Origin of the sequence: Pseudomonas sp. TWR3-1-1 (assembly GCF_049896545.1) — a bacterium.
Lineage (GTDB): Bacteria > Pseudomonadota > Gammaproteobacteria > Pseudomonadales > Pseudomonadaceae > Aquipseudomonas > Aquipseudomonas weihenstephanensis.
This window is the reverse complement of record NZ_JAFCUO010000001.1, coordinates 690917-715179: the sequence shown is the minus strand read 5'-3', so window position 1 is coordinate 715179 and position 24263 is coordinate 690917. Positions and strand designations below refer to the sequence as shown.

22 protein-coding genes and 1 riboswitch are annotated in these 24263 nt (G+C 59.1%); of the genes, 9 read left to right on the top strand and 13 right to left on the bottom strand.

Annotation, left to right across the window (positions count from 1 at the left end; all coding sequences use genetic code 11):
* Positions 1-2 precede the first annotated feature (2 nt).
* A complete protein-coding gene (gene cobO / locus ACP7A4_RS03420) occupies positions 3-614 on the bottom strand; it encodes a cob(I)yrinic acid a,c-diamide adenosyltransferase (protein WP_048362866.1) in 612 nt (203 codons plus the stop codon).
* 82 nt (positions 615-696) lie between these two features.
* Positions 697-940, bottom strand: a riboswitch (cobalamin riboswitch).
* A 126-nt stretch (positions 941-1066) separates the two neighbouring features.
* Between cobO and ACP7A4_RS03415 the strand changes: the two genes are divergently transcribed.
* Positions 1067-2374, top strand: a complete 1308-nt coding sequence (locus ACP7A4_RS03415; RefSeq protein ID WP_059761816.1) for a PQQ-dependent sugar dehydrogenase — start codon at positions 1067-1069, stop codon at positions 2372-2374.
* Positions 2375-2461: 87 nt separating this feature from the next.
* Here the strand turns inward: ACP7A4_RS03415 and ACP7A4_RS03410 are convergent, their stop codons facing one another.
* The 5 genes from ACP7A4_RS03410 to ACP7A4_RS03390 all read right to left on the bottom strand — a co-directional run bounded on the left by ACP7A4_RS03410 (position 2462) and on the right by ACP7A4_RS03390 (position 7044).
* Positions 2462-3001, bottom strand: coding sequence for a C40 family peptidase (locus ACP7A4_RS03410; protein ID WP_203302837.1), 540 nt, complete (start codon positions 2999-3001; stop codon positions 2462-2464).
* 144 nt (positions 3002-3145) lie between these two features.
* Complete coding sequence (locus ACP7A4_RS03405; RefSeq protein ID WP_426245529.1) at positions 3146-3769, bottom strand: C40 family peptidase; 624 nt, start codon at positions 3767-3769, stop codon at positions 3146-3148.
* Between the two features lie 210 nt (positions 3770-3979).
* The gene (gene hda / locus ACP7A4_RS03400) at positions 3980-4684 is read right to left on the bottom strand and encodes a DnaA regulatory inactivator Hda (RefSeq protein ID WP_047276383.1); all 705 of its coding nucleotides are present in this window, start codon (positions 4682-4684) and stop codon (positions 3980-3982) included.
* A 225-nt stretch (positions 4685-4909) separates the two neighbouring features.
* Positions 4910-5983, bottom strand: coding sequence for an AI-2E family transporter (locus ACP7A4_RS03395; RefSeq protein WP_203302836.1), 1074 nt, complete (start codon positions 5981-5983; stop codon positions 4910-4912).
* Positions 5984-6015: 32 nt separating this feature from the next.
* Complete coding sequence (locus ACP7A4_RS03390) at positions 6016-7044, bottom strand: DUF2066 domain-containing protein (protein ID WP_426245526.1); 1029 nt, start codon at positions 7042-7044, stop codon at positions 6016-6018.
* 384 nt (positions 7045-7428) lie between these two features.
* Here ACP7A4_RS03390 and purM point away from each other — a divergent pair, with 384 nt between their 5' ends.
* The 4 genes from purM to ACP7A4_RS03370 all read left to right on the top strand — a co-directional run bounded on the left by purM (position 7429) and on the right by ACP7A4_RS03370 (position 10304).
* Entirely contained in the window at positions 7429-8487 is a 1059-nt protein-coding gene (gene purM, locus ACP7A4_RS03385) for a phosphoribosylformylglycinamidine cyclo-ligase (RefSeq protein WP_059761811.1), read from the top strand.
* Positions 8487-9137, top strand: a complete 651-nt coding sequence (purN, locus tag ACP7A4_RS03380; protein ID WP_059761810.1) for a phosphoribosylglycinamide formyltransferase — start codon at positions 8487-8489, stop codon at positions 9135-9137. The genes purM and purN overlap by 1 nt, the downstream gene beginning before the upstream one ends.
* An 8-nt stretch (positions 9138-9145) precedes the next feature.
* A complete protein-coding gene (locus ACP7A4_RS03375; protein WP_048362858.1) occupies positions 9146-9859 on the top strand; it encodes a DUF3108 domain-containing protein in 714 nt (237 codons plus the stop codon).
* A gap of 262 nt (positions 9860-10121) precedes the next feature.
* A complete protein-coding gene (locus ACP7A4_RS03370; RefSeq protein ID WP_048362857.1) occupies positions 10122-10304 on the top strand; it encodes a hypothetical protein in 183 nt (60 codons plus the stop codon).
* Between the two features lie 751 nt (positions 10305-11055).
* Here ACP7A4_RS03370 and ACP7A4_RS03365 read toward each other — a convergent pair.
* The 7 genes from ACP7A4_RS03365 to ACP7A4_RS03335 form a co-directional block, all read right to left on the bottom strand.
* Positions 11056-11601, bottom strand: a complete 546-nt coding sequence (locus ACP7A4_RS03365) for a DUF2058 domain-containing protein (protein WP_048362856.1) — start codon at positions 11599-11601, stop codon at positions 11056-11058.
* Between the two features lie 22 nt (positions 11602-11623).
* Positions 11624-12457: a nucleoside triphosphate pyrophosphohydrolase gene (mazG, locus tag ACP7A4_RS03360; RefSeq protein ID WP_059761809.1), complete on the bottom strand. Its 834-nt coding sequence runs from the start codon at positions 12455-12457 to the stop codon at positions 11624-11626.
* 80 nt (positions 12458-12537) lie between these two features.
* The gene (gene relA / locus ACP7A4_RS03355; RefSeq protein ID WP_048362854.1) at positions 12538-14790 is read right to left on the bottom strand and encodes a GTP diphosphokinase; all 2253 of its coding nucleotides are present in this window, start codon (positions 14788-14790) and stop codon (positions 12538-12540) included.
* A 120-nt stretch (positions 14791-14910) separates the two neighbouring features.
* Positions 14911-16263 carry a 23S rRNA (uracil(1939)-C(5))-methyltransferase RlmD gene (rlmD, locus tag ACP7A4_RS03350; protein ID WP_059761808.1) on the bottom strand — a complete coding sequence of 451 codons (1353 nt, stop codon included), beginning with the start codon at positions 16261-16263 and terminating at the stop codon, positions 14911-14913.
* Positions 16263-17165, bottom strand: a complete 903-nt coding sequence (gene cysM, locus ACP7A4_RS03345) for a cysteine synthase CysM (RefSeq protein WP_059761807.1) — start codon at positions 17163-17165, stop codon at positions 16263-16265. Before cysM ends, rlmD begins: the two co-directional genes overlap by 1 nt.
* Positions 17166-17251: 86 nt before the next feature.
* The gene (locus ACP7A4_RS03340; RefSeq protein WP_426245888.1) at positions 17252-18637 is read right to left on the bottom strand and encodes a histidine kinase sensor domain-containing protein; all 1386 of its coding nucleotides are present in this window, start codon (positions 18635-18637) and stop codon (positions 17252-17254) included.
* Entirely contained in the window at positions 18627-19355 is a 729-nt protein-coding gene (locus ACP7A4_RS03335; RefSeq protein WP_426245521.1) for a response regulator transcription factor, read from the bottom strand. Before ACP7A4_RS03335 ends, ACP7A4_RS03340 begins: the two co-directional genes overlap by 11 nt.
* 214 nt (positions 19356-19569) lie before the next feature.
* Between ACP7A4_RS03335 and ACP7A4_RS03330 the strand changes: the two genes are divergently transcribed.
* The 4 genes from ACP7A4_RS03330 to ACP7A4_RS03315 are packed head-to-tail and all read left to right on the top strand — an operon-like array spanning position 19570 to position 24245.
* On the top strand, positions 19570-22329 hold the full coding sequence (locus tag ACP7A4_RS03330; protein WP_426245519.1) for a response regulator: 2760 nt from the start codon (positions 19570-19572) through the stop codon (positions 22327-22329).
* A 27-nt stretch (positions 22330-22356) separates the two neighbouring features.
* Entirely contained in the window at positions 22357-23346 is a 990-nt protein-coding gene (locus tag ACP7A4_RS03325; RefSeq protein ID WP_426245517.1) for a 2-hydroxyacid dehydrogenase, read from the top strand.
* Between the two features lie 60 nt (positions 23347-23406).
* Positions 23407-23844, top strand: a complete 438-nt coding sequence (locus tag ACP7A4_RS03320) for a hypothetical protein (protein ID WP_426245515.1) — start codon at positions 23407-23409, stop codon at positions 23842-23844.
* Entirely contained in the window at positions 23841-24245 is a 405-nt protein-coding gene (locus ACP7A4_RS03315; RefSeq protein WP_048362846.1) for an META domain-containing protein, read from the top strand. The genes ACP7A4_RS03320 and ACP7A4_RS03315 overlap by 4 nt, the downstream gene beginning before the upstream one ends.
* Positions 24246-24263: the final 18 nt, after the last annotated feature.

Sequence of the window (24263 nt, the reverse complement as noted above, 5' to 3'; positions counted from 1 at the left end):
ACTCACAATTCGATGCCTTTCTGGGCTTTGATGCCGGCCTGAAACGCGTGTTTGACCACGTTCATTTCCGTCACGGTGTCGGCCAGATCAATCAGTTCGGGTTTGGCGCCACGGCCGGTGACCAGCACATGCTGCATGGGCGGACGGGCTTGCAGGTCACTGAGCACCTGCTCCAGGTCGAGATAGCCGTGCTTGAGCGCAATGTTCAGCTCATCCAGCACCACCAGCCCGATGGAGGGGTCGCGCAACATCTCGCGCGACACTTCCCACGCCGCTTCAGCTGCGGCGATGTCACGCTGGCGGTCCTGGGTTTCCCAGGTAAAGCCTTCGCCCATCACGTGGTAACGCACTTGCTCGGGGAAGCGGCGGAAAAAAATCTCTTCGCCGGTGCTGTTGCGACCCTTGATGAACTGCACTACGCCACATTGCATGCCGTGCCCCATGGCACGGGCCAACATGCCAAAAGCCGAGCTGCTTTTGCCTTTGCCATTGCCGGTCAATACCAGCAACAAGCCACACTCGTTGGGGGCGCTGGCAATGCGCTCATCCATGACGGCTTTTTTGCGCAGCATGCGCGCCTGATGACGTTCGTCGCGTTCGGGGGATTCATTCATGGCAGCTCTCCGTCGGGGCTGAATTAAGCAAACGGGAGGCGGGGGGAATAGGTCAATAACGACACACACTCGCCCGCCGCGAAGGTGCTGGATGGCTCAGGCCGGTCTCCGGGCTCACAAGCAGGCGGCCCTGACGCGGGGCAGCCCTGACCGCGCGCCTTCCCGTGAATAAACACAGTGGCACTCAGCGCGGCGTTGACTCATTTACCGTTGCGGGGGCAGCGCCGGGATCGTGGCGGCTGTGCGAAATGCACGCGCCCTCACCGGCTTCCCTGTTTCACCCTGCGAACCTTGGATTGCAGGGCACCTGAAACAAGCGCCAAAGGTTAGAGGGTTGGGGGTGGAGCGTCAATTAAAGGTGGTGCGCATATCGGCTCGCTTCGCATTGCCCTGAACCTTTAAGCGACTAGGCTTCTCTATCACTTACGCCCCCTGAACTCATGGAGATTCACATGCTCAAGCGCCAACACGCCGTCGTCATCGTCCTTGCGGCCGGTTTAGCCGCCTGTGGTGAGAGTTCGTCACTGCAAGTGGCGGATGGCACCGGCCCCTCGCCCAAGCTGCCTGAACCCAATAAAACCTTGATCCCCACCGTTAACATTGCCCCCGCCGTGGGCTGGAGCCAAGGCGCCAAGCCGATTGCAGCTCAAGGCTTGAACGTCAGCGCATTTGCTGAAGACCTCGACCACCCGCGCTGGCTCTACGTACTGCCCAATGGCGACGTGCTGGTGGCCGAAACCAACGCCCCGCCCAAACCCGATGACAGCAAAGGCATTCGCGGCTGGGTGATGGAGAAGGTCATGGGCAAAGCCGGTGCCGGCGTGCCCAGCGCAAACCGCATCACGTTACTGCGCGACGCCAACCATGACGGCATCGCCGAAACCCGCACCGTGTTTTTGCAAAACCTCAACTCGCCATTCGGCATGACGCTGGTGGGCAACGACCTGTACGTGGCCGACTCCGACAAGCTGCTGCGCTTTCCCTATCAAGCCGGCCAAGACTCCATCAGCGCCCAACCGACCAAAGTGGTCGACTTGCCGGGTGGGCCGCTGAACCATCACTGGACTAAAAACGTCATCGCCAGCCCCGACGGCAAAAAGCTCTACGTAACCGTCGGCTCCAACAGCAACGTGGGTGAAAACGGCCTGGACAAGGAAGAAGGCCGCGCCGCCATTTGGGAAGTTGACCCGGCGACCGGCAGCCACCGCATTTTCGCCTCCGGGCTGCGCAACCCCAACGGCATGGACTGGGAACCTGCGACCGGCAAACTCTGGACGGCGGTTAACGAACGTGACGAGATCGGCAGCGATCTGGTGCCGGACTACATCACCTCCGTCAAAGACGGCGGCTTTTATGGCTGGCCCTACAGCTATTACGGCCAGCATGTCGATGTGCGGGTTGATCCGCAAAACCCCGAGCTTGTGGCCAAAGCCATCGCGCCTGACTATGCCGTCGGCCCGCACACCGCTTCACTGGGTTTGAGTTTTGCCGATGGCAGCAAGTTGCCGAACTTCACTGAAGGGGCTTTTATTGGCCAGCACGGCTCCTGGAACCGCAAACCGCACAGTGGCTACAAAGTGATCTTCGTGCCCTTTGCTGACGGTAAACCCACCGGCATGCCGATGGACGTGCTCACCGGCTTTCTCAACGCCGACGAAAAAGCCATGGGCCGCCCGGTGGGGGTAGTGATTGATAAACAGGGGGATTTGCTGGTAGCCGATGACGTCGGCAACAAGATTTGGCGGGTGTCCGCCAAGTAAGCTGAGGCTCGCAGCTTTCGCCAGTTCCTACAGACGTCCCGTAGGAGCTGGCACAGGTTGCGAGCTTTTAAGAAGCGCGCAGAATGCTTAAGGATTACGTGCCAGGTGCTGCTCGGTCGGCAAGACGCGCTTGGCATTCAGGTAGGCTTTTTGCCAATAGGCTTTGGACAGGCTGTCGAGCTTGACGGTGCCGCCCGTGGCAGGCGCATGCACAAAGCGCCCTTCCCCTACATAAATCCCTGCATGGCTGACTTGCGTACCACCACTGGTGGCGAAGAACAGCAAGTCACCGGTTTGCAGTTTGTCTTTGCCCACATTCGGCGCGCTCATCACGATCATTTCGCGGGTTGAGCGCGGCAACGAAATACCCGCGGCGTCGTTATAGACGTACTTGATCAAACCGCTGCAATCAAAGCCCGAATCCGGGGTATTACCGCCCCAGCGATAAGGCGTACCGACCAAACCCAAGGCGCGAAACAGCACATCGGCCGCGACCGGCGAAAAGTCTTCAGAGGGGTTGTTAAATACCACCGGTTTTTTGGCCACAGGGGCTGGCGGTGGGTTGCTGGCGCAAGCACTGAGCAAGGCAGCTAGAGTTAAAACGGCAACGCGGGCGATGATCGACATAAACAGAACGTTCCTGATTCTGGATACGGCAACTCGGCCGCGAAACCTGAAGCCGCGAGAGGGAGCACCTTCGCGGCTTCAAGAATTTAACAATGCGACTGAATTCTAGCCCTTAGAGGCCAAACTTCAAGTGAAGCTTTAACTTTACTTGCGGGCTACTACGCTCGTAGGCGCCATCGCCAAGGCACGTTTGGCCTCAATAAAGGTTTTGCTCCAGTAGGTGTCACCCAGGTTGTCAATCCGTACGCCCCCGCTGCGGCGGCTGCTGGAGTGGATGAACTGGTCATCGCCCAGGTAAATGCCGGCATGGCTGACGCGGCCACGACCGTTGGTGCTGAAGAACAGCAAGTCACCCGGCTTGAGTTTGTTGCGCGCGACGAGCGGTGCTTTTACGTTGATCATTTCTCGCGTGGAACGCGGCAATTGCATGCCCGCCTCTTCGCGAAACAGATAACCGATAAAGCCACTGCAATCGAAGCCTGCTTCAGAGGTGCCGCCAAAACGGTAGCGGGTACCGATCAAGGACATGCCACGCTCAAGGATGCTGTCAGCCAGGGCTGGCAGTTCGTAAGGCTTGCTGTTCTCGGAGAATTGAGCCAGTTCTTTTTCGGTCGCCAACTCTTCCTGATAAATAGCGGAAGCCTGGGACGAAGATGACGGTTGAACCTGTTGATCGACCACTTGCTGAGACACTGGCGAGTGCGCAGCGCAACCAAACAACAGGGTAACGAGTGCGAGAGGCACGAGGGGTGCGAAGCGATTTAGCATGGGCACGACCGTGGCTTGTAGGAAAAGTAGTCGCGACTATGCCAACTATGATCCTCATTTGCAAATTCAATCGATCTAAATGTGACTCGCCAGTTTTCTCATGACATCTAAGGTTTTACACCCCTGACGATAGATTCTGCGCGCGCAGCCCTTCTGGCCCGCAGGTTTTCTGGCGCCTGAAACTTGCCAAACAGAGGTGAAGTGCCGCCTTTACCAGCCCAATGTTTCTTTCAAGAACGGGATGGTCAGCTTGCGCTGGGCTTGCAACGAGGCTTGATCGAGCTGCTCAAGCAGGTCAAACAATGCACTCATGCTGCGGGTGCCGCGGGTCAGGATGAAGTGCCCGACTTCGTCGGTCAGGTGCAGGCCACGGCGTGAGGCGCGCAGCTGCAAGGCTCGCAGTTTGTCTTCGTCAGACAAAGGGCGCATCTGGAAAATCAACGCCAGCGTGAGGCGCGACTTGAGGTCAGCCAGCTTGATCGGCAATTCGCGCGGCGAGGCCGAAGCGGCAATCAGTAAACGCCGACCGCTGTCACGCAGACGGTTGAACAAGTGGAACAAGGCCTCTTCCCAATCAGCACGACCGGCCACGGCTTGAAGGTCGTCCAGGCACACCAGCTCGTATTGCTCAAGGTTGTCGAGGATTTCGATGCCACGGTCCATCAGCTCGCCCAGCGGCAGATAAACAGCAGGCTCACCCATCTGTTCAAAACGCAAGCAGGCTGCCTGGAGCAAGTGCGTACGCCCTACCCCGTGTTTACCCCAAAGATAGATCAGACTTTCTGTCCAGCCGGCGTCGGCTTCGCATAGACGCTCGACATAGCCGAGTGCAGCGGCATTGGCGCCTGGATAGTAGTTTATGAAGGTAGCGTCATCACGCAGACGCACACCTAGGGGCAGCTGAATCGGTTTCATGCTGACTGAACAGTTCAAACGAACCGTTAGTGGCCTCTGTGTAAAGTTTGCAAAGTTTATACCCGTGTAGCCGGGCGCACAATGTAACAGACCACGAGCAAAATCAAAGGTTTGCGTTAAGACCTTGGATTAGATCAAGTTTTTTTGCGCCCTCGCGCACGCCACGCTAAACAAAAAGGCAGGCCAGCGCGTTGACTGACCTGCCTTTATTAACGCAACAAACACTTACAACTCAGGGTCTTCGGTGCCCTTATAAGCCTGCGAATCCTTGTAGATATCTTGCACATGGCGCACCAGCACCATAATCACGGCGGCCACGGGCAAGGCCAGCAACACACCGGTGAAACCGAATAATTCACCGCCCGCCAAAATCGCAAAAATCACCGCCACCGGGTGCATGCCAATTTTGTCGCCCACCAGCAATGGCGTGAGCACCGTGCCTTCGAGCGCCTGACCGACCATGAACACCGCCACGATCCCGAGCATCGGGTACAGATCGCCACCAAACTGGAACAACCCCGCGATCAACGCCGCACCAATGCCGACGATAAAACCCATATACGGCACGATGGCGGCGATGCCCGCCATCAAGCCGATCAACAGCCCCAACTCCAGGCCCAGCATCATCAAGCCCGCCGAGTAGATGACACCCAGCGCCAGCATCACCAGCAACTGGCCACGCACAAACGCCCCCAACACGTCATGACATTCCTTGGCCAGGGACACAATTTGCGTTTCGCGATCACGCGGCAGCAAGCTGCGGATCTTGTTCAGCAGCACATCCCAGTCACGCAGCAGGTAAAACGCTACCACCGGGATCAGCACCAGATTGGCCATAAAACCGATCAGCGCCAGACTCGATGCCGTTGCCTGTGACAGCACAATGCCCACGATGTCTGAGGCCTGGCCCATGTGCCCGGTGATCGCAGCCTTGATCTTGTCGAACTTCCAGAACCCGTCGCTCAGGCCAAACTTGCTCTGTGCCCACGGCATCGCGGTGTTCTGCAACCAGTCGAGCACTTGCGGCGCCAGTTGATAGAGCTTCATCAGCTGTTTGGCCAACAGCGGCACCAGCACCAGTACCAGCGCTGTCACGATGATGGTGAACAGCGCAAACACCGTGACCACGCCCCAGGTCCTGGAAAAACCCACCCTTTCAAGACGATCAACCACCGGATCGAACATGTAAGCCAGCACAATCGCGACCAGAAACGGCGTGAGTATCGGATGCAGAAAATACACAAACAGGGCGAACACCAGCGCCACGCCCCACCATACCCATCGCCGCGAATCCGTCATCAAGCACCCATCCTTTATAGAGAAGAAAAAACCTACCAGCGAAAACGTAGCTGCACGGCCGGGTTATCCGCAGGCGGCTGTCCGGCGTCCGTCACAGCGGGCACTTCTTGCGCTGACACTTCCTGCAAATGCGCCAACCCCAGTTGCGAGCGCAACTGCTCGGCGCTGCCGTTTACCTGATACACAATCCGGTCACCCTCGACACGCTTGAGCTGTCCGCCAAACGGTACGAGCAAACGGCCCAGCGAGGCATAGCGCTCAAGGGTCATGCCCTGCACTTCAAGCAACTGGTCGCTCGAGACACCCGGCTTGACCACGTAGCGCGGCGCCAGACGCTCGCTCACCGCCAACATCACCGCATCGGCCAACGCTGCCTGATCAGTTGCCTGCGCACTGCCTTGCTCCTGCTGATCGCCCAGCCACAGACGCCATTTGGCTTGCCATTGGCCGCCCTCTTCACGCGCATGCACCGCCAGCAGGGCATCGGCCCCATAACGCTCAGACGCTTCGCGCAAAGGTGCAGGATTAGTGCCTTCCAGATTTTCGACCGTGCCCACCAACTGTTCGTTCAAGTCCGCCAGCGGCAGGCGCAACGGCAAACCTCGGTGCTGTGCGGCGCGGCGCAAGGGTTCGGCGGCCGATTGCCCGTCGCCCACCAGGCTTGAGCCGTCGACCGAATCGTTAAGCCACCAGCTCAGCAACGCCGGACGGTTGCTGCCCCATAGCGACAAACCGGCCTGACGCAACGCACGCTCCGTGCTCATCGGGTCGAAATCCACTTGCAGGCTTTCAGGTGGCCCTGCGTCGTAGCCGTATTGGCTGATGATCTGCTGCGGGTCTTTGCGCACCGCCTCAAGTGCCGGGCTTTGCACCGCCTTGGCATCGCCGGTCAGGCGCAGCACCAAGGTTTCTAACGCTTTTTGTGTCGCCTGAGTGCGCTCTTCGGGTGATTGACTGCTCACCGGCTCACGCACCTGATACAGATTGGTCAGAATTTCGGCATGGCTCGCCAGACTGAAAAATGACAAGCAGCCCGCCGCTAAAAAATGATGAAAACGCATGAAAGATTCCTGACGACAAAAAAGTAGTCTTGAAAGACCCGAGAAAAATACGCAAGCAGGCTTCAGACAGGGCACGCGCCCAATCATTCACCCGGCCACAGCGGTTTTCATCCAGCCATAAAAAATCAAAAGTGAACCCGTATACCTTATACAGAGCTGCGCGCAGCGGCCAGTACGACTAAAAAAGGTTTTTTTCGCGCTATATAACCCTGCCCGTCGGCCCGAGGATGGCCGCTGCCCTTCAAGCCTGATAAAATCGCGCGCCTTCGCAGACCGGCGACAGCCGGGCACCCGGCAAATGCTCTATCCCCAACGATGAGCACTTGCCAGCGGGCCCTCTGAGATCGGTCGACCTCCCCGAATCCCCCCTAAAGGCCTGGATTAATGAGCAAGCAACCATCCCTGAGCTACAAAGACGCCGGTGTAGACATCGACGCCGGTGAAGCATTGGTCGAACGCATCAAGAGCGTGGCCAAGCGCACTGCACGCCCGGAAGTGATGGGCGGCCTCGGCGGTTTTGGCGCCCTCTGCGAAATTCCTGCTGGCTACAAGCAGCCTGTTCTGGTTTCCGGCACCGACGGTGTAGGCACCAAGCTGCGTCTGGCACTGAACCTGAACAAGCACGACAGCATCGGCATCGACCTGGTTGCCATGTGCGTGAACGACTTGATCGTATGCGGCGCCGAGCCATTGTTCTTTCTCGACTACTACGCCACCGGCAAGCTCAACGTAGAAACCGCGACCCAAGTGGTTACCGGTATCGGCGCGGGCTGCGAACTGTCCGGTTGCTCGCTGGTAGGCGGCGAAACCGCTGAAATGCCAGGCATGTACGAAGGCGAAGACTACGATCTGGCCGGTTTCTGTGTCGGTGTGGTCGAAAAATCCGAAATCATCGACGGCTCCAAAGTGGCTGCTGGCGATGCCCTGCTCGCCCTGCCATCTTCTGGCCCGCACTCCAACGGCTACTCGCTGATCCGCAAGATCATCGAAGTGTCGGGCGCCGACATCGAAAACACCCAGCTGGACGGCAAGCCACTGACCGACCTGCTGATGGCCCCGACCCGTATCTACGTGAAGCCGTTGCTCAAGCTGATCAAAGAAACCGGCGTGGTCAAAGCCATGGCCCACATCACCGGTGGCGGCCTGCTGGACAACATCCCGCGCGTGCTGCCAAAAGGCGCTCAAGCCCTGGTTGACGTGGCCAGCTGGCAGCGCCCGGCCGTCTTCGACTGGCTGCAAGCGCAAGGCAACGTGGACGAAAACGAAATGCACCGCGTGCTCAACTGCGGCGTCGGCATGGTGATCTGCGTGGCTCAGGCCGACGTTGAAACCGCGCTGAACGTACTGCGTGAAGCCGGCGAGCAGCCTTGGGTCATCGGCAGTATTGCAACAGCCGCTGAAGGCGCTGCACAAGTTGAGCTGCAAAACCTCAAGGCGCACTAATGCCTGATACCTGTGATGTAGTGGTGCTGCTTTCCGGCACCGGCAGCAACTTGCAGGCCTTGATCGACAGCGATGACGTCAAGGGCAGCCCGGCCACGATTCGCGCGGTGATTTCCAACCGCGCCGATGCCTACGGCCTGCAACGCGCCACAGACGCGGGTATCGACACCCGCGTACTGGATCACAAAGCATTCGAGGGCCGCGAGGCCTTCGATGCTGCACTGATCAAAATCATCGACCAATTCAATCCGCACCTGGTGGTCCTGGCCGGCTTCATGCGCATCCTCAGCGCTGATTTCGTGCGTCACTACTCAGGGCGGCTACTCAATATCCATCCCTCCTTATTGCCCAAATACAAAGGCCTGCACACGCATCAGCGCGCATTGGAAGCGGGTGATCGTGAGCACGGTTGCAGCGTGCACTTTGTTACCGAGGAACTCGATGGCGGCCCACTGGTCGTACAGGCAGTGATACCGGTAGAGTCCGAGGACACGCCAAGCAGTCTGGCGCAACGGGTTCACACCCAAGAGCACCTGATTTACCCGCTTGCAGTGCGCTGGTTTGCAGAGGGTCGTTTGTCTCTCAACGAACAAGGCGCATTATTGGACGGTCAATTACTCCCGGCCAGCGGCCACCAGATACAAATCTAGGAGATTTTATGCGTCGTGCCCTGCTCCTTGCCCTTAGCTTGCTGGCCATCCCAGCAGTGCAAGCGGCCGATCTTCAGCCTTTCAAAGCCAGCTACACCGCCGACTGGAAACAGTTACCCATGAGCGGTTCGGCAGAGCGCAGCCTGACCAAAGGCGCCGACAACGTCTGGACCCTGAACTTCCAGGCGTCGATGCTGGTGGCCAGCCTGAACGAAGAAAGCACCCTCAAGCTGGACAAAGACAAACCGGTTCCCCTGACCTACCACTTCAAGCGTGGCGGGCTGGGTAAAAGCAAAAACATCGACCTCAAGTTTGACTGGTCGGACATGACGGTGACCGGCACCGACAACAGCGAAGCGGTAAACGTAAAGCTGCTGACCGGCATGCTCGACAAGTCCACCTACCAGTTGGCTCTTCAGCGCGATGTACTGGCGGGTAAAAAGTCCATGAGCTATCAAGTGGTTGATGGCAACGACGTGGACACCTATGACTTTCGCGTCATTGGGCCTGAAGTGGTCGACACCAAAGCAGGCAAAGTAGACGCGATCAAGGTCGAGCGTGTGCGTGATCCGTCCCAAAACAAGCGCATCACCGAAATGTGGTTCGCCAAAAAATGGGACGGCCTGCTGGTCAAACTGCGTCAGGTCGAAAAAGACGGCAAGGAATACAACATCATGCTGCTCGACGGCACGGTGAACGGCCAGTCGGTCAAAGGCAACTGAGTCACGACCGTCTTCGGGCTGCAAAAAACCTCGCTTCGGCGAGGTTTTTTTTGCCCGGATATGCCCGCGCAAGATGAAGCTTTTGTCATAAAACTATTGGCCAAATCGCTAAACACCGCGCCAACCGTGGCCTGCGTGGATTTCACGAATTCCCGGCAGATGACACCCTGTGCAATACCTATTTACTTAGGAAGCTAACAGATTCTATAAAGAAGGCCTGCGACGACTTGCCGCATACCTCATCAGAATTTGGAGCAAGCAGATGACTATCAAAGTAACTGAGCGCGACGATTCACGTATGTTTCACCAACTTGTCGCCCACGGCGTACACCTGTGGGATGTTCACCAGGAAGACATATTGGTCGGTATGTTTCACCGCGAAAGCGACGCTCACAACTACAAAGCCGAGCTGGAACAGCTAGAAGCGCAGAAACGTCAGGCCTGAAGTACTGAAACTACTGTCTTGAAAACACAAACCCCGCCGAAGCGGGGTTTGTTGTATTTGATGCACCGCGACCCTCAGGCCTGCGATTGCTGCGCAACCGGACGTCGCCTTCAGCAACGGCTACACCAACTGACCGTGTAGTCGCTGACGAGTAACGCGAGGCTGCGTCCGGGCGCGAAGCGCTCGTCAAGCCATTCAACGCGGTGTTTCATAAACACCGCCGTCCGCACGTTAACGATTGCTGCGCAACCGGACGTCGCCTTCGGCAACGGCTACACCAACTTACCGTGTAGTCGCTGACGAGTAATGCGAGGCTGCGTCCGGGCGCGAAGCGGTCGTCAAGCCATTCAACTCGGTGCTTCATAAACACCGCCTTCGCACGTTAACGATTACTGCGCAACCGGACGTCGCCTTCGGCAACGGCTACACCAACTTACCGTGTAGTCGCTGACGAGTAATGCGAGGCTGCGTCCGGGCGCGAAGCGGTCGTCAAGCCATTCAACTCGGTGTTTCAGACGTCAGCAACATTGACGATTACTGCGCAACCGGACGTCGCCTTCAGCAACGGCTACACCAACTGACCGTGTAGTCGCTGACGAGTAATGCGAGGCTGCGTCCGGGCGCGAAGCGGTCGTCAAGCCATGCAACGCGGTCCTTCATAAACACCGCCTTCGCACGTTAACGATTGCTGCGCAACCGGACGTCGCCTACGGCAACGGCTACACCAACTTACCGTGTACCGAGCGCCCCGTTACCACATCAGGTCGTCAGGGATCTGGTAAGCCGCGTACGGGTCGTCTTCTTCCGGTGTTTTCGGTTCGACCAGGATGTTCAGTTGCACGATACGGCGCGGATCACGTTCCTGAATCTTCAGCGCGGCCTCGCGCGGGATCACTTCGTAGCCCCCCTGATGCTGCACAATCGCCAGCGAACCATTGGCCAGCTTGTTGCGCATCAACGTGTTGACCGACAGGCGCTTGACCTTCTTGTCGTCCACGAAGTTGTAGTAGTCCTCAGTGGTCAACTTGGGCAAGCGCGACACTTCGATCAATTGCTTGATCTGGGCAGCGCGGGCCTTTTGCTCGACCTTTTCTTGCTGCTGACGATTGAGTTCCTGATCACGCTTGATCTTCTCGGCCTTGGCTTCTGCCGCCAGGCGCTGCTGAGTGTCGTCAAGTTCGATCTGGCCTTTGTGGGCCAGGCGCTGCTGTTTTTGCTTTTCTTTGCCGGCCTGCTTGGCCTGCTTCTCGTTGACCAGTCCGGCTTTGAGCAACTGGTCGCGTAGGGAAATGCTCATCTACTTACTCACTTAGGCAAACTCAGCCGCAGCTGGGTAAATTCTTTTCCTGGCGCTTGGCTTCGCCCCACAGGGCGTCCAGGTCTTCAAGGGTGCAATTTTCAATGGGACGCAGGGTATCGCGCAATGCCTGTTCGATAAACCGGAAACGTCTGTCAAATTTGGCGTTAGCGCCGCGCAGGGCGGTTTCAGGGTCAACTTTAAGGTGCCGGGCCAGATTGACCACCGAGAACAGCAGGTCGCCGATTTCATCGTGAATCGCAGCACTATCGTTGTCCGCCATCGCTTCAAGCACTTCGTCGAGTTCTTCGCGCACCTTGTCCAGCACCGGCAAGGCCGCAGGCCAGTCAAAACCGACCTGCGCGGCGCGCTTCTGCAATTTGGCGGCACGCGACAAGGCCGGTAACGCGACTGGCACGTCATCGAGCAATGACAGCTGCTCAGGACGTTCGGCGTTCTCTGCCCGCTCTTGGGCCTTGATCTGCTCCCAGCGCAGCTTGACCTGTTCTTCGCTCAGGCGCGGAACGTCGAGCGGCGCATACAAATCACCGGTCGGGAACACATGGGGATGACGGCGGATCAGCTTGCGGGTGATGCTGTCGATCACCCCGGCAAATTCAAAACGCCCTTCTTCGCGCGCCAGCTGGCTGTAATACACCACCTGAAACAACAAATCGCCCAACTCGCCTTGCAGGTGCTCAAAGTCACCTTGCTCGATGGCATCGGCGACCTCGTAGGCCTCTTCAAGGGTGTAGGGCACGATCGTCTTGTAGGTTTGTTTGATGTCCCACGGGCAACCGTACTGCGGGTCACGCAACCGGGCCATGAGATGGAGCAAGTCGTCGAGGTTGTACATCGCGGATCTCTTCTAATGTGCACTCAAACCCCGTAGCGCTGGCGCAGGCGGTATTCAAAGCCTGCGCCAGCGGCTGCGCATCAGCGTGGCTCGCTGCGCCCGATGCGGCGGGTTTCGATGATGTTGGGCAGTTGCGAAATACGCCCCAGCAAACGCCCCAGCGCATCCAGCCCCGGAATCTCGATGGTCAGGGACATCAACGCCGTGTTGTCCTCTTTGTTCGAGCGGGTGTTGACGGCCAGTACGTTAATGCGTTCGTTGAGCAGCACCTGCGACACATCACGCAGCAAACCAGAACGGTCGTACGCACGAATCTCGATATCCACCGGGTAGGTCGACACCGGAATCGGGCCCCAATTGACCTGAATGATTCGCTCCGGCTCGCGACTGCCCAGTTGCAACACCGAAGGGCAGTCCTGGCGGTGAATGCTCACACCACGGCCCTGGGTGATGTAACCGACAATCGCATCGCCCGGCAGCGGCTGGCAGCAGCCAGCCATTTGCGTCAGCAAGTTGCCCACGCCTTCGATCTGGATGTCGCCGCGCTTACCCGGTTTGTAACCCGTGGCCTTGCGCGGGATCAGCTCCATTTGCTCGTTGCCGCGTTCCGGCTCGACCATTTGCTGCGCGAGGTTGATCAACTGCGCCAAACGCAAGTCACCCGCGCCCAACGCCGCATACATGTCCTCGGCGGTTCTCATGTTGGCTTTGTCGGCCAGCTTCTCGTAATCGACGGCCGGCAGGCCCAAGCGCCCCAGTTCACGTTCAAGCAGGGTTTTACCCGCCGCAACGTTTTGATCACGCGCCTGCAACTTGAACCAGTGAACAATCTTGGCCCGCGCCCGCGAGGTGGTGATGTAGCCCAGGTTGGGGTTCAGCCAGTCGCGGCTCGGCGTGCCGTGTTTGCTGGTGATGATCTCGACCTGTTCACCGGTTTGCAGGCTGTAGTTGAGCGGCACAATGCGCCCGTTGATCTTCGCGCCCCGGCAGTTATGGCCGATTTCGGTGTGTACCCGATACGCGAAGTCCAGTGGCGTCGAGCCTTTGGGCAAGTCGATGGCATGCCCGTCGGGCGTGAAGATGTAGACCCGGTCCGGTTCGATATCGACCCGCAACTGATCGGCCAGACCACCGATGTCGCCCAGTTCCTCGTGCCACTCCAGCACTTGGCGCAACCACGAGATTTTTTCTTCGTACTGGTTGGAGCCGGCTTTAACGTCGGTGCCCTTGTAACGCCAGTGTGCACACACGCCCAGTTCAGCTTCTTCGTGCATGGCGTGGGTGCGAATCTGCACCTCAAGCACTTTGCCCTCAGGGCCGATGACGGCGGTGTGCAGCGAGCGATAGCCGTTCTCTTTAGGGTTGGCGATGTAGTCGTCGAATTCTTTGGGGATGTGGCGCCACAACGTGTGGACGATCCCCAGCGCGGTGTAGCAATCGCGCATTTCGGGCACCAGCACGCGCACGGCACGCACGTCATAGATCTGGCTGAAGGCCAGGCCTTTGCGCTGCATCTTGCGCCAGATGGAATAGATATGTTTGGCCCGACCGCTGATGTCAGCGTCCACCCCGGTGGCCACCAGTTCGGTGCGCAACTGGTTCATCACATCACTGATAAAGCGCTCGCGATCAAGGCGACGCTCATGCAGCAAGGTGGCGATCTGTTTGTATTGCTCAGGCTCAAGGTAGCGAAAGGACAAGTCCTCCAGCTCCCACTTGATATGGCCAATGCCCAAGCGATGCGCCAGTGGCGCATAAATATCGAACACCTCACGGGCGACGCGATTGCGCTTCTCGTCCGGGGCATTCTTGACCGCCCGTATGGCGCAGGTACGTTCAGCCAGCTTGATGAGCGCCACACGCACGTCATCGACCATCGCCACCAGCATTTTGCGCAGGTTTTCAACCTGTCCCTGCGTGCCCAGCACCATAGACTGGCGCGGGCTGAGGCTGGTGCTGATGGCCGCCATGCGCAGCACGCCATCAATCAGCTTGGCCACCACCGGACCAAAACGCTGACTGACTGCGGGCAGTTGAATCTGCCCTTCACGTACGCCGCGATACAAAATCGCGGCGACCAACGAATCCTGGTCCAGCTTGAGGTCCGCCAGGATTTCAGCGATTTCCAACCCGGTCCGAAAGCTCGACGTGCCCTCGGTCCACAGGTTTTTCGCCGCATTGGCTTGTTGTTCGGCCTCGCGTGCAAACTCACAGGCTTCTTTCAAGGCTTCACGGTCCAGCGCGACGTCAACGCTCACGGCATGGTCAAGCCATGCCTCAAGGTTGAGACTGCCGTCAGTGTTGATCGGCTGGTGTGCTCTGACCTGTACCATCTTGCTTACCTTCCCTACGGCGCACATTCAATGCGCCGAAATCACCGACCCGAATCCCAACTCCACGCCACTGGGCCAAGTCGCGTGGAACTGCGGGCCCGTCGAAATAGACAGACCGTCCTAGTCTGCTTCAAATAACGCCATTGCCTCGACATGCGCGGTTTGCGGAAACATATCGAGGATTCCGGCACGTTTTAACCGATAACCCTGTTTCATCAGCTCAACCGTGTCGCGCGCCAGCGTGGCCGGGTTGCACGACACATACACCAAACGTTTGGCCCCCAGGCCAGACAACGTGCGTACTGCTTCATAAGCGCCGTCGCGGGGCGGGTCGAGCAACACAGCAGCAAACCCTTGTTTGGCCCATTGTGCGTTCGCCAGCGGCTGCGACAGGTCAGCCTGAAAAAACGCTGCATTATGCAGGTTGTTAGTGACCGCGTTTTGCCCGGCGCGTTCGACCATCGTCGTAACCCCCTCAACGGCCACCACTTCGCGAACCTGCTTGGCCAGAGGTAAGGCGAAATTACCCAGCCCGCAAAACAAGTCAAGCACCCGCTCCTCGGCCTGTGGCGCAAGCCATGTCAGCGCCTGCGCCACCATGGCTTCGTTGACGCCTGCGTTGACCTGAACAAAATCACCGGGCCGATACGCCAACTCCAAATCCCATTGCTCTAAACGGTAGCCCAAGCGTTGCTGCGCATCGACCGGCTGTGGATCGCCGTCGCCATGCAGCCACAATTGAGCGTCATGGGCTGCACAAAACGCCTGCAACACCTGCATGTCTGCCTCGTTGAGGGGCGCCATGTGCCGCAACAACACGGCAATCGCCGAGCCACTGAACAACTCGACATGGCCCAGCGCCTTGGGATTGCTCAACTGACGCAACATGGCGGGCAGCCCGGTCATGATAGGTTGCAAAGCCTGTACCAGCACTAAACAGTGATCAATTGCCACGATGTCTTGACTGCCGGCAGCCCGAAAACCGACCTCCAGATGCTTGGCCCGCACGTCCCAACGCACCGCAATGCGGGCGCGACGGCGATAGCCAAACTCGGGACCGGTCAAGGGCGCCGCCCACTCGTCGGGTTCTACCCCGGCCACACGCGACAATTGCTCGGTGAGCATGCGCTGTTTCAGTGCGAGCTGCTCTTCGTGGGGCATATGTTGCACGCTGCATCCGCCACATCGTCCGGCATGGGCACACGGCGCGGCACGGCGCACCTCACTGGCGCTGAACACGCGCTCGGTGCGCGCCTCAACCACTTTGCCGTGAGCACCCAACACCCGCGCCTCAACCTCTTCACCGGCCAGGGCGCCCGACACAAACCAGGTACGCCCCTCGATAAAGGCAATGCCACGGCCGTCGTTGGCCAGACGCTCAATGCGCACACGTTGTTTCTTGCCTGTCGGCACTTGCGCGGCTTTGGTGCCACCCGTTGGCTGGAAACGCAGGCCTCTCTCTTGCTTAGCCATCAGTTAGGCGCATCGTAAATGCCGGTCGACAAGTAACGGTCGCCACGGTCACAAATGATGGCGACGATGACCGCATTCTCGACTTCCTCAGACAAGCGCAACATCGCTGCCACCGCCCCGCCCGACGACACACCACAGAAGATGCCTTCTTCGCGGGCCAGTCGGCGCATCACGTCCTCGGCTTCACGCTGAGCCATGTCGACGATGCGGTCTACACGATCGGCCTGATAGATTTTGGGCAGGTATTCGGTCGGCCAGCGACGGATACCGGGGATGGCGGCGCCTTCCATCGGCTGCAAACCGACGATTTGTACGTTCGGGTTTTGCTCTTTCAAGAAGCGCGACACGCCCATGATGGTGCCGGTGGTGCCCATCGAACTGACGAAATGGGTGATGGTGCCTTCGGTCTGGCGCCAGATTTCCGGGCCGGTACTGGTGTAGTGCGCCTCGGGGTTATCGCCGTTGGCAAACTGATCGAGCACCTTGCCACGGCCTTGGGCCTGTAACGTGTCGGCCAGGTCGCGGGCACCTTCCATGCCCTCTTCCTGGGAGACCAGGATCAGCTCGGCACCGTAGGCCGTCATGGCGGCCTTGCGCTCGGCGCTGGAGTTGTCGGGCATGATCAGGATCATCTTGTAACCCTTGATCGCGGCGGCCATGGCCAATGCGATACCGGTATTACCCGAGGTGGCTTCGATCAGGGTATCGCCGGGCTGGATCTGGCCGCGCGTTTGAGCACGGTCAATCATCGACAGCGCAGGCCGGTCCTTGACCGAACCCGCCGGGTTATTCCCTTCGAGCTTGAGCAACAAGGTATTGGTGGTGTTGCCGGCCAGGCGCTGCAAGCGCACCAGCGGCGTGTTGCCGACGCAGTCGGCGATAGTGGGGTACTGCAAGGTCATGGCGTATTCGCAATCCGGACTGCGGGGCCGCACATCATACCGACAAACGCCAATTGCCCATATCACGCAAAGTGCGCAGCTTATGGCTAAAGGCTATAAGCAAGCTTTTGGTCTGAAGGCTCACAGACTCGCAGACGCAAATGCACGCGCAACCCCGGCCCGTGATTCTCAGCCCACAAACTGCCGCCCTGTAGCCTTAAGGCGTTGCGCGCAATGCTCAAGCCCAGCCCAAACCCGCCATCACCGGGGCGTGAACCATCGAGGCGGATAAACGGTGCAAAGATTCGCTCCAGCTCTTGTGGCGCCACGCCGCCGCCCTGATCGTCGAGCCATAAGTGCCACATATCGCCCTCACGCTGCCCACTCAAACTGACCACGCCCTCAGGCGGTGAGTGACGAATCGCATTGCGCAGGATGTTTTCCAGGGCTTGCGCCAAGCTATTGAGATGGCCCTGCACCCAGCAATCGGCCTCCACGAAACAGGGCAGACGGTCCTCGGTCCAGCCACTTTCAAAGCGCGCGTTTTCACTGATCATTTCCCACAGTGCCTGCACTTGAATGTCTTCCAGCGGCAACGGCCCGCGCTCGGCATCCAGCCACGCCAGTTGCAGGGTGTCTTCGACCAGCCGCTGCATGCCGTCCACTTCGCGGCTCAAGCGTTCGCGCAACGCGGCTTCGCCCTGCTCGCTGTCACACGCCACCCGCAAGCGGCTCAAAGGCGTACGCAATTCATGGGACAAATCGCGCAGCAACTGTTGCTGTTGGCTGACGGTACTTTGCAAACGCTCGGACATTTGGTCAAACGCACGCCCCAAATCGCCCAACTCATCCTGACGACTGGTGGTCTGGCTCGACAGCCGCGCGCCCAATTGATCGGCGCGCCAGGCATTGGCCTGTTCGCGCAGATGATTGAGCGGCACGATCAATAACCGATAGAGGCCGACGCACAGCAGCAACGTGAATAAACCGGGGATGACGCCGTTGGTGATGATGCGCCAGATGAACTGCGAGCGCCCCGGCATAAAACGTTGCGGCAACTCGATGACCAGATACCCCAACGATGAGTCGCGCGGGAACGGCACCTTGATCCACGGCCGCGCGGCCTTCAAATGGCTGACGGGCCAATCCAGACCGCGCAAAAAGGTCAAACGCTGACTTTCGGCATCTCTGAGCGGGTAGCTGCTCAGCGACTGCAAATCCTGGCCGATGACCCCGATCCAGCCGCTCTCTACCTGCCCCAGCGCTTGCAACCATTGGTCGACACCGGCTTGCTGGCCGCTTTCCCAGGCCCTTTCGGCCTCGCTCGCATACCGCAGCAGCGTGCTGCGCGCCTCCTGGGACAGAAACCCGGTGCGCTTGTCCATGTAGCGTCCCCAAGACCAACTGAGCCAGATCATCAGCAGGCAGAACGCAACCAACAGGCACGCCAGCTTCCAGAACACCGAGTGTTTGCCCGGCACCTTATAGCGCATCATTGGCGCTCAACACGTAGCCCTTGCCCCACACCGTGCGCACTTCACGCGCGTGATAGCCGAGGGTTTTGAGCTTGCGACGAATTTGGCTGATGTGCATGTCCAGGCTGCGATCATGCGGCGCGTAGCCACGTTGCAGCACATGCTGATAAAGAAAAGCTTTGCTCAGCACTTCGTCGCCATGACGGTTAAGGGTGTCGAGCAAGCGGTACTCACTGCGCGTCAACCCGGCCCACTGCGCGCCGTAGCGCACGTCGCTGGCGCTGTCATCCATAAACAGTTCGTCTTCAACCGCAGGCGACACGGACAAAACGCTGGTTCGGGGCGTGCGATCAAGCGCCACCCGCCGCAAAATGGCGGCAATACGCACCTCAAGCTCGGCCATGCTGAACGGCTTGGGCAAGTAGTCATCGGCGCCCAATTGAAAACCATTGATACGGTCAGCCTCCGCGCCCAACGCCGACATCAGAATCACCGGCAATGCGTGGGTCTGGCGCAATTGCGTGAGCACATGCAGGCCATTCATGCCGGGTAACAGAATGTCCATCAGCACCACGTCAAAGTGTTCGTGTTGCGCGAGGGCCAAACCTTGCTGGCCGTTTTGGCACCACACCACCTCAAAGCCGCTGCGCTGCAACTGCTCGTGCAGATAGGCCCCCAGCACGGGGTCATCTTCAATGGCCAAAAGGCGGGAGGGGCTGATTACGACGGGATTCATTAGCGTCTGCAAGTCATTCTCAATCGGCGATTATTCAAGATTGAGCCTGCGCGAGCAACCGGCACAGGGGTAAGCGGGGCTGATGTCGATCAAAGGCAGGGCCTGAACTTGAAATTTCTGCGCGTGGGGTGATAGTCAAATCGCTACACTGCCAGCAAACCCGCGCCGGATGCGCGGGGCAAAAAATCAGAAAGACGTGGAGCTGGAGAGTTGCGTGCTTAAAAATCTGGGTATCAAAGGCCGCGTATTGTTGCTCACGTTAGTGCCCGTCAGCTTGATGGCGATGCTGCTCGGCGGCTATTTCACCTGGCTGCAACAATCGGAGTTACAGGCTCAACTGCTGCAACGCGGTGAAATGATTGCCGAGCAACTCGCGCCGCTGGTGGCCCCCGCGCTGGGCCGTCATGACACCGCCCTGTTGGCGCGCATCGCCACCGAGTCGCTTGAGCAGCAAGATGTGCGTGCCGTGTCGTTCCTCGACGCCAATCACGAAATCCTCGCCCATGCCGGGCCGGTCATGCTCAATCAGGCCCCGCAGGGCAACAGCACGCACTTGCTGCAACGTACCGACAACGACGCCACCCGCTATCTATTGCCGGTGTTTGGCCGCCACCGCAACCTGGCCGGTGACGTCATTCCCAACGAAGCGCATCGCCTGCTGGGTTGGGTCGAACTTGAACTGTCCCACAGCAGCATGTTGCTGCGCGGCTACCGCAGTTTGTTTGCCAGCTTGCTGCTGATTGTCAGCGGCCTGGTGTTTAGCGCTCTGCTGGCGCTGCGCATGAGCCGCACCATCAATGCACCGTTGGGCCAGATCAAACAGGCGGTCGCGCAACTCAAAGACGGTCAACTGCAAACCCGCTTGCCGCCCTTGGGCAGTCACGAACTGGATGAGCTGGCATCGGGCATCAATCGCATGGCCGAAACCCTGCAAAACGCTCAGGAAGAACTGCAACACAGCGTTGATCAAGCCACCGAAGACGTGCGCCAAAACCTTGAAACCATCGAAATCCAGAACCTTGAGCTGGACCTGGCGCGCAAAGAGGCCCTTGAAGCCAGCCGCATCAAATCCGAGTTTCTGGCCAACATGAGCCATGAAATTCGCACCCCGCTCAACGGCATTCTGGGCTTTACCCACTTGCTGCAAAAAAGCGAGTTGACCCCGCGCCAGTTCGACTACCTGCACACCATTGAAAAGTCGGCCGACAACCTGCTGGGCATCATTAACGAAATTCTCGACTTCTCAAAAATCGAAGCCGGCAAACTGGTGCTCGACAGCACGCCGTTCAACCTGCGCGACCTGTTGCAAGACACGCTCACCATCCTCGCCCCCTCCGCCCACGAAAAAGGCCTGGAGCTGGTGAGCCTGGTGTACCGCGATACCCCGCTGTCGTTGATTGGCGACCCGCTGCGACTCAAGCAAATCCTGACCAATCTGGTCAACAACGCCATCAAGTTCACCCGTGAAGGCACGATTGCCGTGCGCGCCATGCTCGAAGACGTGGATGAAAATGACGGCAGCGTGCAACTGCGCATCAGCGTTCAGGACACCGGCATCGGCTTGACCAGTCAGGATGTGCGCGCGCTGTTCCAGGCTTTCAGCCAGGCCGACAACTCGTTGTCCCGCCAACCCGGCGGCACGGGTCTGGGACTGGTGATTTCCAAGCGCCTGGTGGAGCAGATGGGGGGCGAAATTGGCGTCGAGAGCACCCCCGGCGAAGGGTCTGTGTTTTGGATCAGCGTCAGCCTGCCCAAAGCCCGGGATGATGTCGAAGACCTGCCGGGCGCCCCGCTGCTGGGCCGTCGCGTGGCCCTGCTGGAAAAACACGATCTGGCCTGCCAGGCCTTGCAGCATCAGCTCGAAGACTGCGGGCTGGACGTCACGCCATTCAACACCCTGGAAAACCTCTGCAACAGTGTGACCAGCGCACACCAGACAGAGCAGGCATTCGAACTGGTGGTGCTGGGCGTCACCGCCAAAGACATTCCGCCAGAGCGTCTGAACCAGCACATCTGGGATCTCGAACACCTGGGCTGCAAAGTGCTGGTGTTGTGCCCTACCACTGAACAACAGTTGTTCGGCGCATCGGTGCCCAACGCCCATGACCAATTGCAGTCAAAACCGGCATGCACACGCAAACTTCGCCGCACGTTAGCGGACTTGATCGAGCCTCGGCAAACCCGCAACGAACCCATCGGGCTATTGGCCAGCCGTGCGCCGCGCATTTTGTGCGTCGACGACAACCCGGCCAACCTGCTGCTGGTACAGACTTTGCTGGAAGACATGGGTGCCAAGGTCACCGCACTGGACAGTGGCTATGCCGCCGTCGATGCGATCAAGAACGAGGCCTTCGATCTGGTGCTGATGGACGTACAAATGCCTGGCATGGACGGTCGCGATACCACCGAAGTGATCCGTCAATGGGAGAGCGAGGGGCAATCCACCCCGCTGCCGATTGTCGCCCTGACGGCCCACGCCATGGCCAACGAAAAACGTGCGCTGCTGCAAAGCGGCATGGACGACTACCTGACCAAACCCATCAGTGAGCGCCAACTGGGCCAGGTAGTGCTGAAGTGGACCGGGCTTGCGCTGCTCAACCAAGTCAGCGAAAGCAGCCCCGAGCCTGGGCGCAATAACGCCAAACTGCCGGTCCTCGACCACGACGAAGGTCTGCGTCTGGCGGCCGGCAAGGCTGACCTGGCCGCCGACATGCTCGCCATGCTGCTGGCATCCCTGGAAGCTGACCGACAGGCCATCCACCAGGCCCGTGAAGCGCGAGACAACAACGCACTGATTGAGCGGGTCCACCGTTTGCACGGCGCGACGCGTTACTGCGGTGTGCCGCAATTGCGTGCCGCCTGCCAGCGCAGTGAGACCTTACTCAAGCAAGACAACCCTAACGCTTACGCCGCGCTGGACGAACTGGATCAGGCCATCACGCGCCTGTCCAATGAAGCGCGAAGCACCGCCTAGCCCCACCCTCAACCAAGGAAGACCCTCATGCGCATCCTTCTGTTCAGCAGCCAAACCTACGACCGCGACAGCTTTACCGCCGCCACGCAGCACGCAGGCTTTGAGCTGCACTTTCAACCGGCGCGCCTGAGCCTGGACACCGCCGCACTGGCCCATGACTACGAGGTGGTGTGCCCCTTTATCAATGACGACCTGAGCGCCCCGGTGCTTGAACAATTGGCAGCCGGGGGCACGCGCCTGATCGCCCTGCGTTCGGCGGGGTATAACCATGTCGATCTGCTGGCCGCCAAGCGTCTGGGGTTAAGCGTGGTGCGCGTGCCTGCGTATTCCCCGCATGCGGTGGCCGAACATGCCGTGGCGTTGATTCTGGCGCTTAACCGCCGTCTGCACCGGGCCTACAACCGCACCCGCGAAGGCGATTTCACCCTGCACGGCCTCACCGGGTTCGATCTGGTGGGCAAGACCGTCGGCGTGGTCGGCACCGGGCAAATCGGTGCCACGTTCGGCAAAATCATGGCCGGTTTTGGTTGCAAGCTGCTGTGCTTCGACCCGTACCCCAACCCCGCCTTGCTGGCACTTGGCGCTGAATACGTGAGCATGGCCGAATTGATTGCCGGTTCGCACATCATCAGCCTGCATTGCCCGCTGACCAGCGAAAACAAACACATGATCAACCACGACAGCCTCGCCACCCTGCAACACGGCGCAATGCTGATCAACACCGGGCGTGGCGCACTGGTGCACACCCCGTCCCTGATCGACGCGCTCAAAAGCGGCCAGCTCGGGTATTTGGGCCTGGATGTGTACGAAGAAGAAGCCCAGCTGTTTTTCGAGGACCGCTCAGACTTGCCGCTGCAAGACGACGTACTGGCACGGTTGCTGACCTTTCCCAACGTCATCATCACTGCGCATCAGGCGTTCCTGACCCGCGAGGCGCTCAGCGCAATTGCGGGCACCACGCTGGACAATATCCAGGCCTGGAAAAGCGGCTCGCCACACAACCTGATCGAAGGTTGAGCGCTCACGCCTGGAGCTTTGAGGTCTGCGTGCTAGCATAGCGGCCTATTTGGAGGACCCATGGTCGAACACGATTTCCGCTACAACCTGCTTAGCCCGCAGCACACCCTGATCGAATGCCGTGCCTTGATGCCGGGTCGCTACCAAGTGACCGGCAACGGCGGCTCGATTCAAAACGATGACGTGCTGATTGTGACGCTCAAAGGCAGCAAGGACTTGGCCATGCGTTTGACGGTCGAAAAAGTCCGTCACCTGATCAACCCGCGCGGTCAATGGGTAGCCGTGGCCCACGGCCCGGTCTTCGGCGAACTGGCGATTCACGAATGGCAGGTCAACTGTGATGCGTGTGACAAAGAGCTGAAGTTTGAATTTGCGGTCGACGCCAAACTGGGCACCAAAGCGCAAAAGCCTGCTGCCAGCGCGCGCATTGCCGAGTTGGGCTGGAGCACCGAAGGCAGCAAACACCTGTGCCCCCAATGCCAAAAGGAACGCGCATGAAACGCCTGACCTTACTGGCCCTGCTAGGCGCAAGCCTGATGGGCTGCGCGGGTGATCCGGTTAAATTGCAGCAAAACCACACCTACGTACTGGAGTGGATTGGCGAACGCCCGCTGATTGACCGCAGCCACTTGACCGTGACGCTGGACGATGCAGGCCGCGCGTATGGCAGCGGTGGTTGCAACCACTGGTTCGCGCCTTACACCCTGGACGGCCATAAACTGACCTTCGGTGGCGTAGGCAGCACCCGCAAGGCCTGCGCTCCGGCGCTGATGGAGCAGGAGCAACGCTTCTTCAAGGCCCTGCAAACCGTTGAACGCTGGGACATCTCGCCCATCGAGCAAGTGCGTTTCTGGCCGGCCGAAGGCAAGCCCCTGCGCCTGTGGCCCGAAGAAAGCTGATCCCCTGGTACAGGAGCG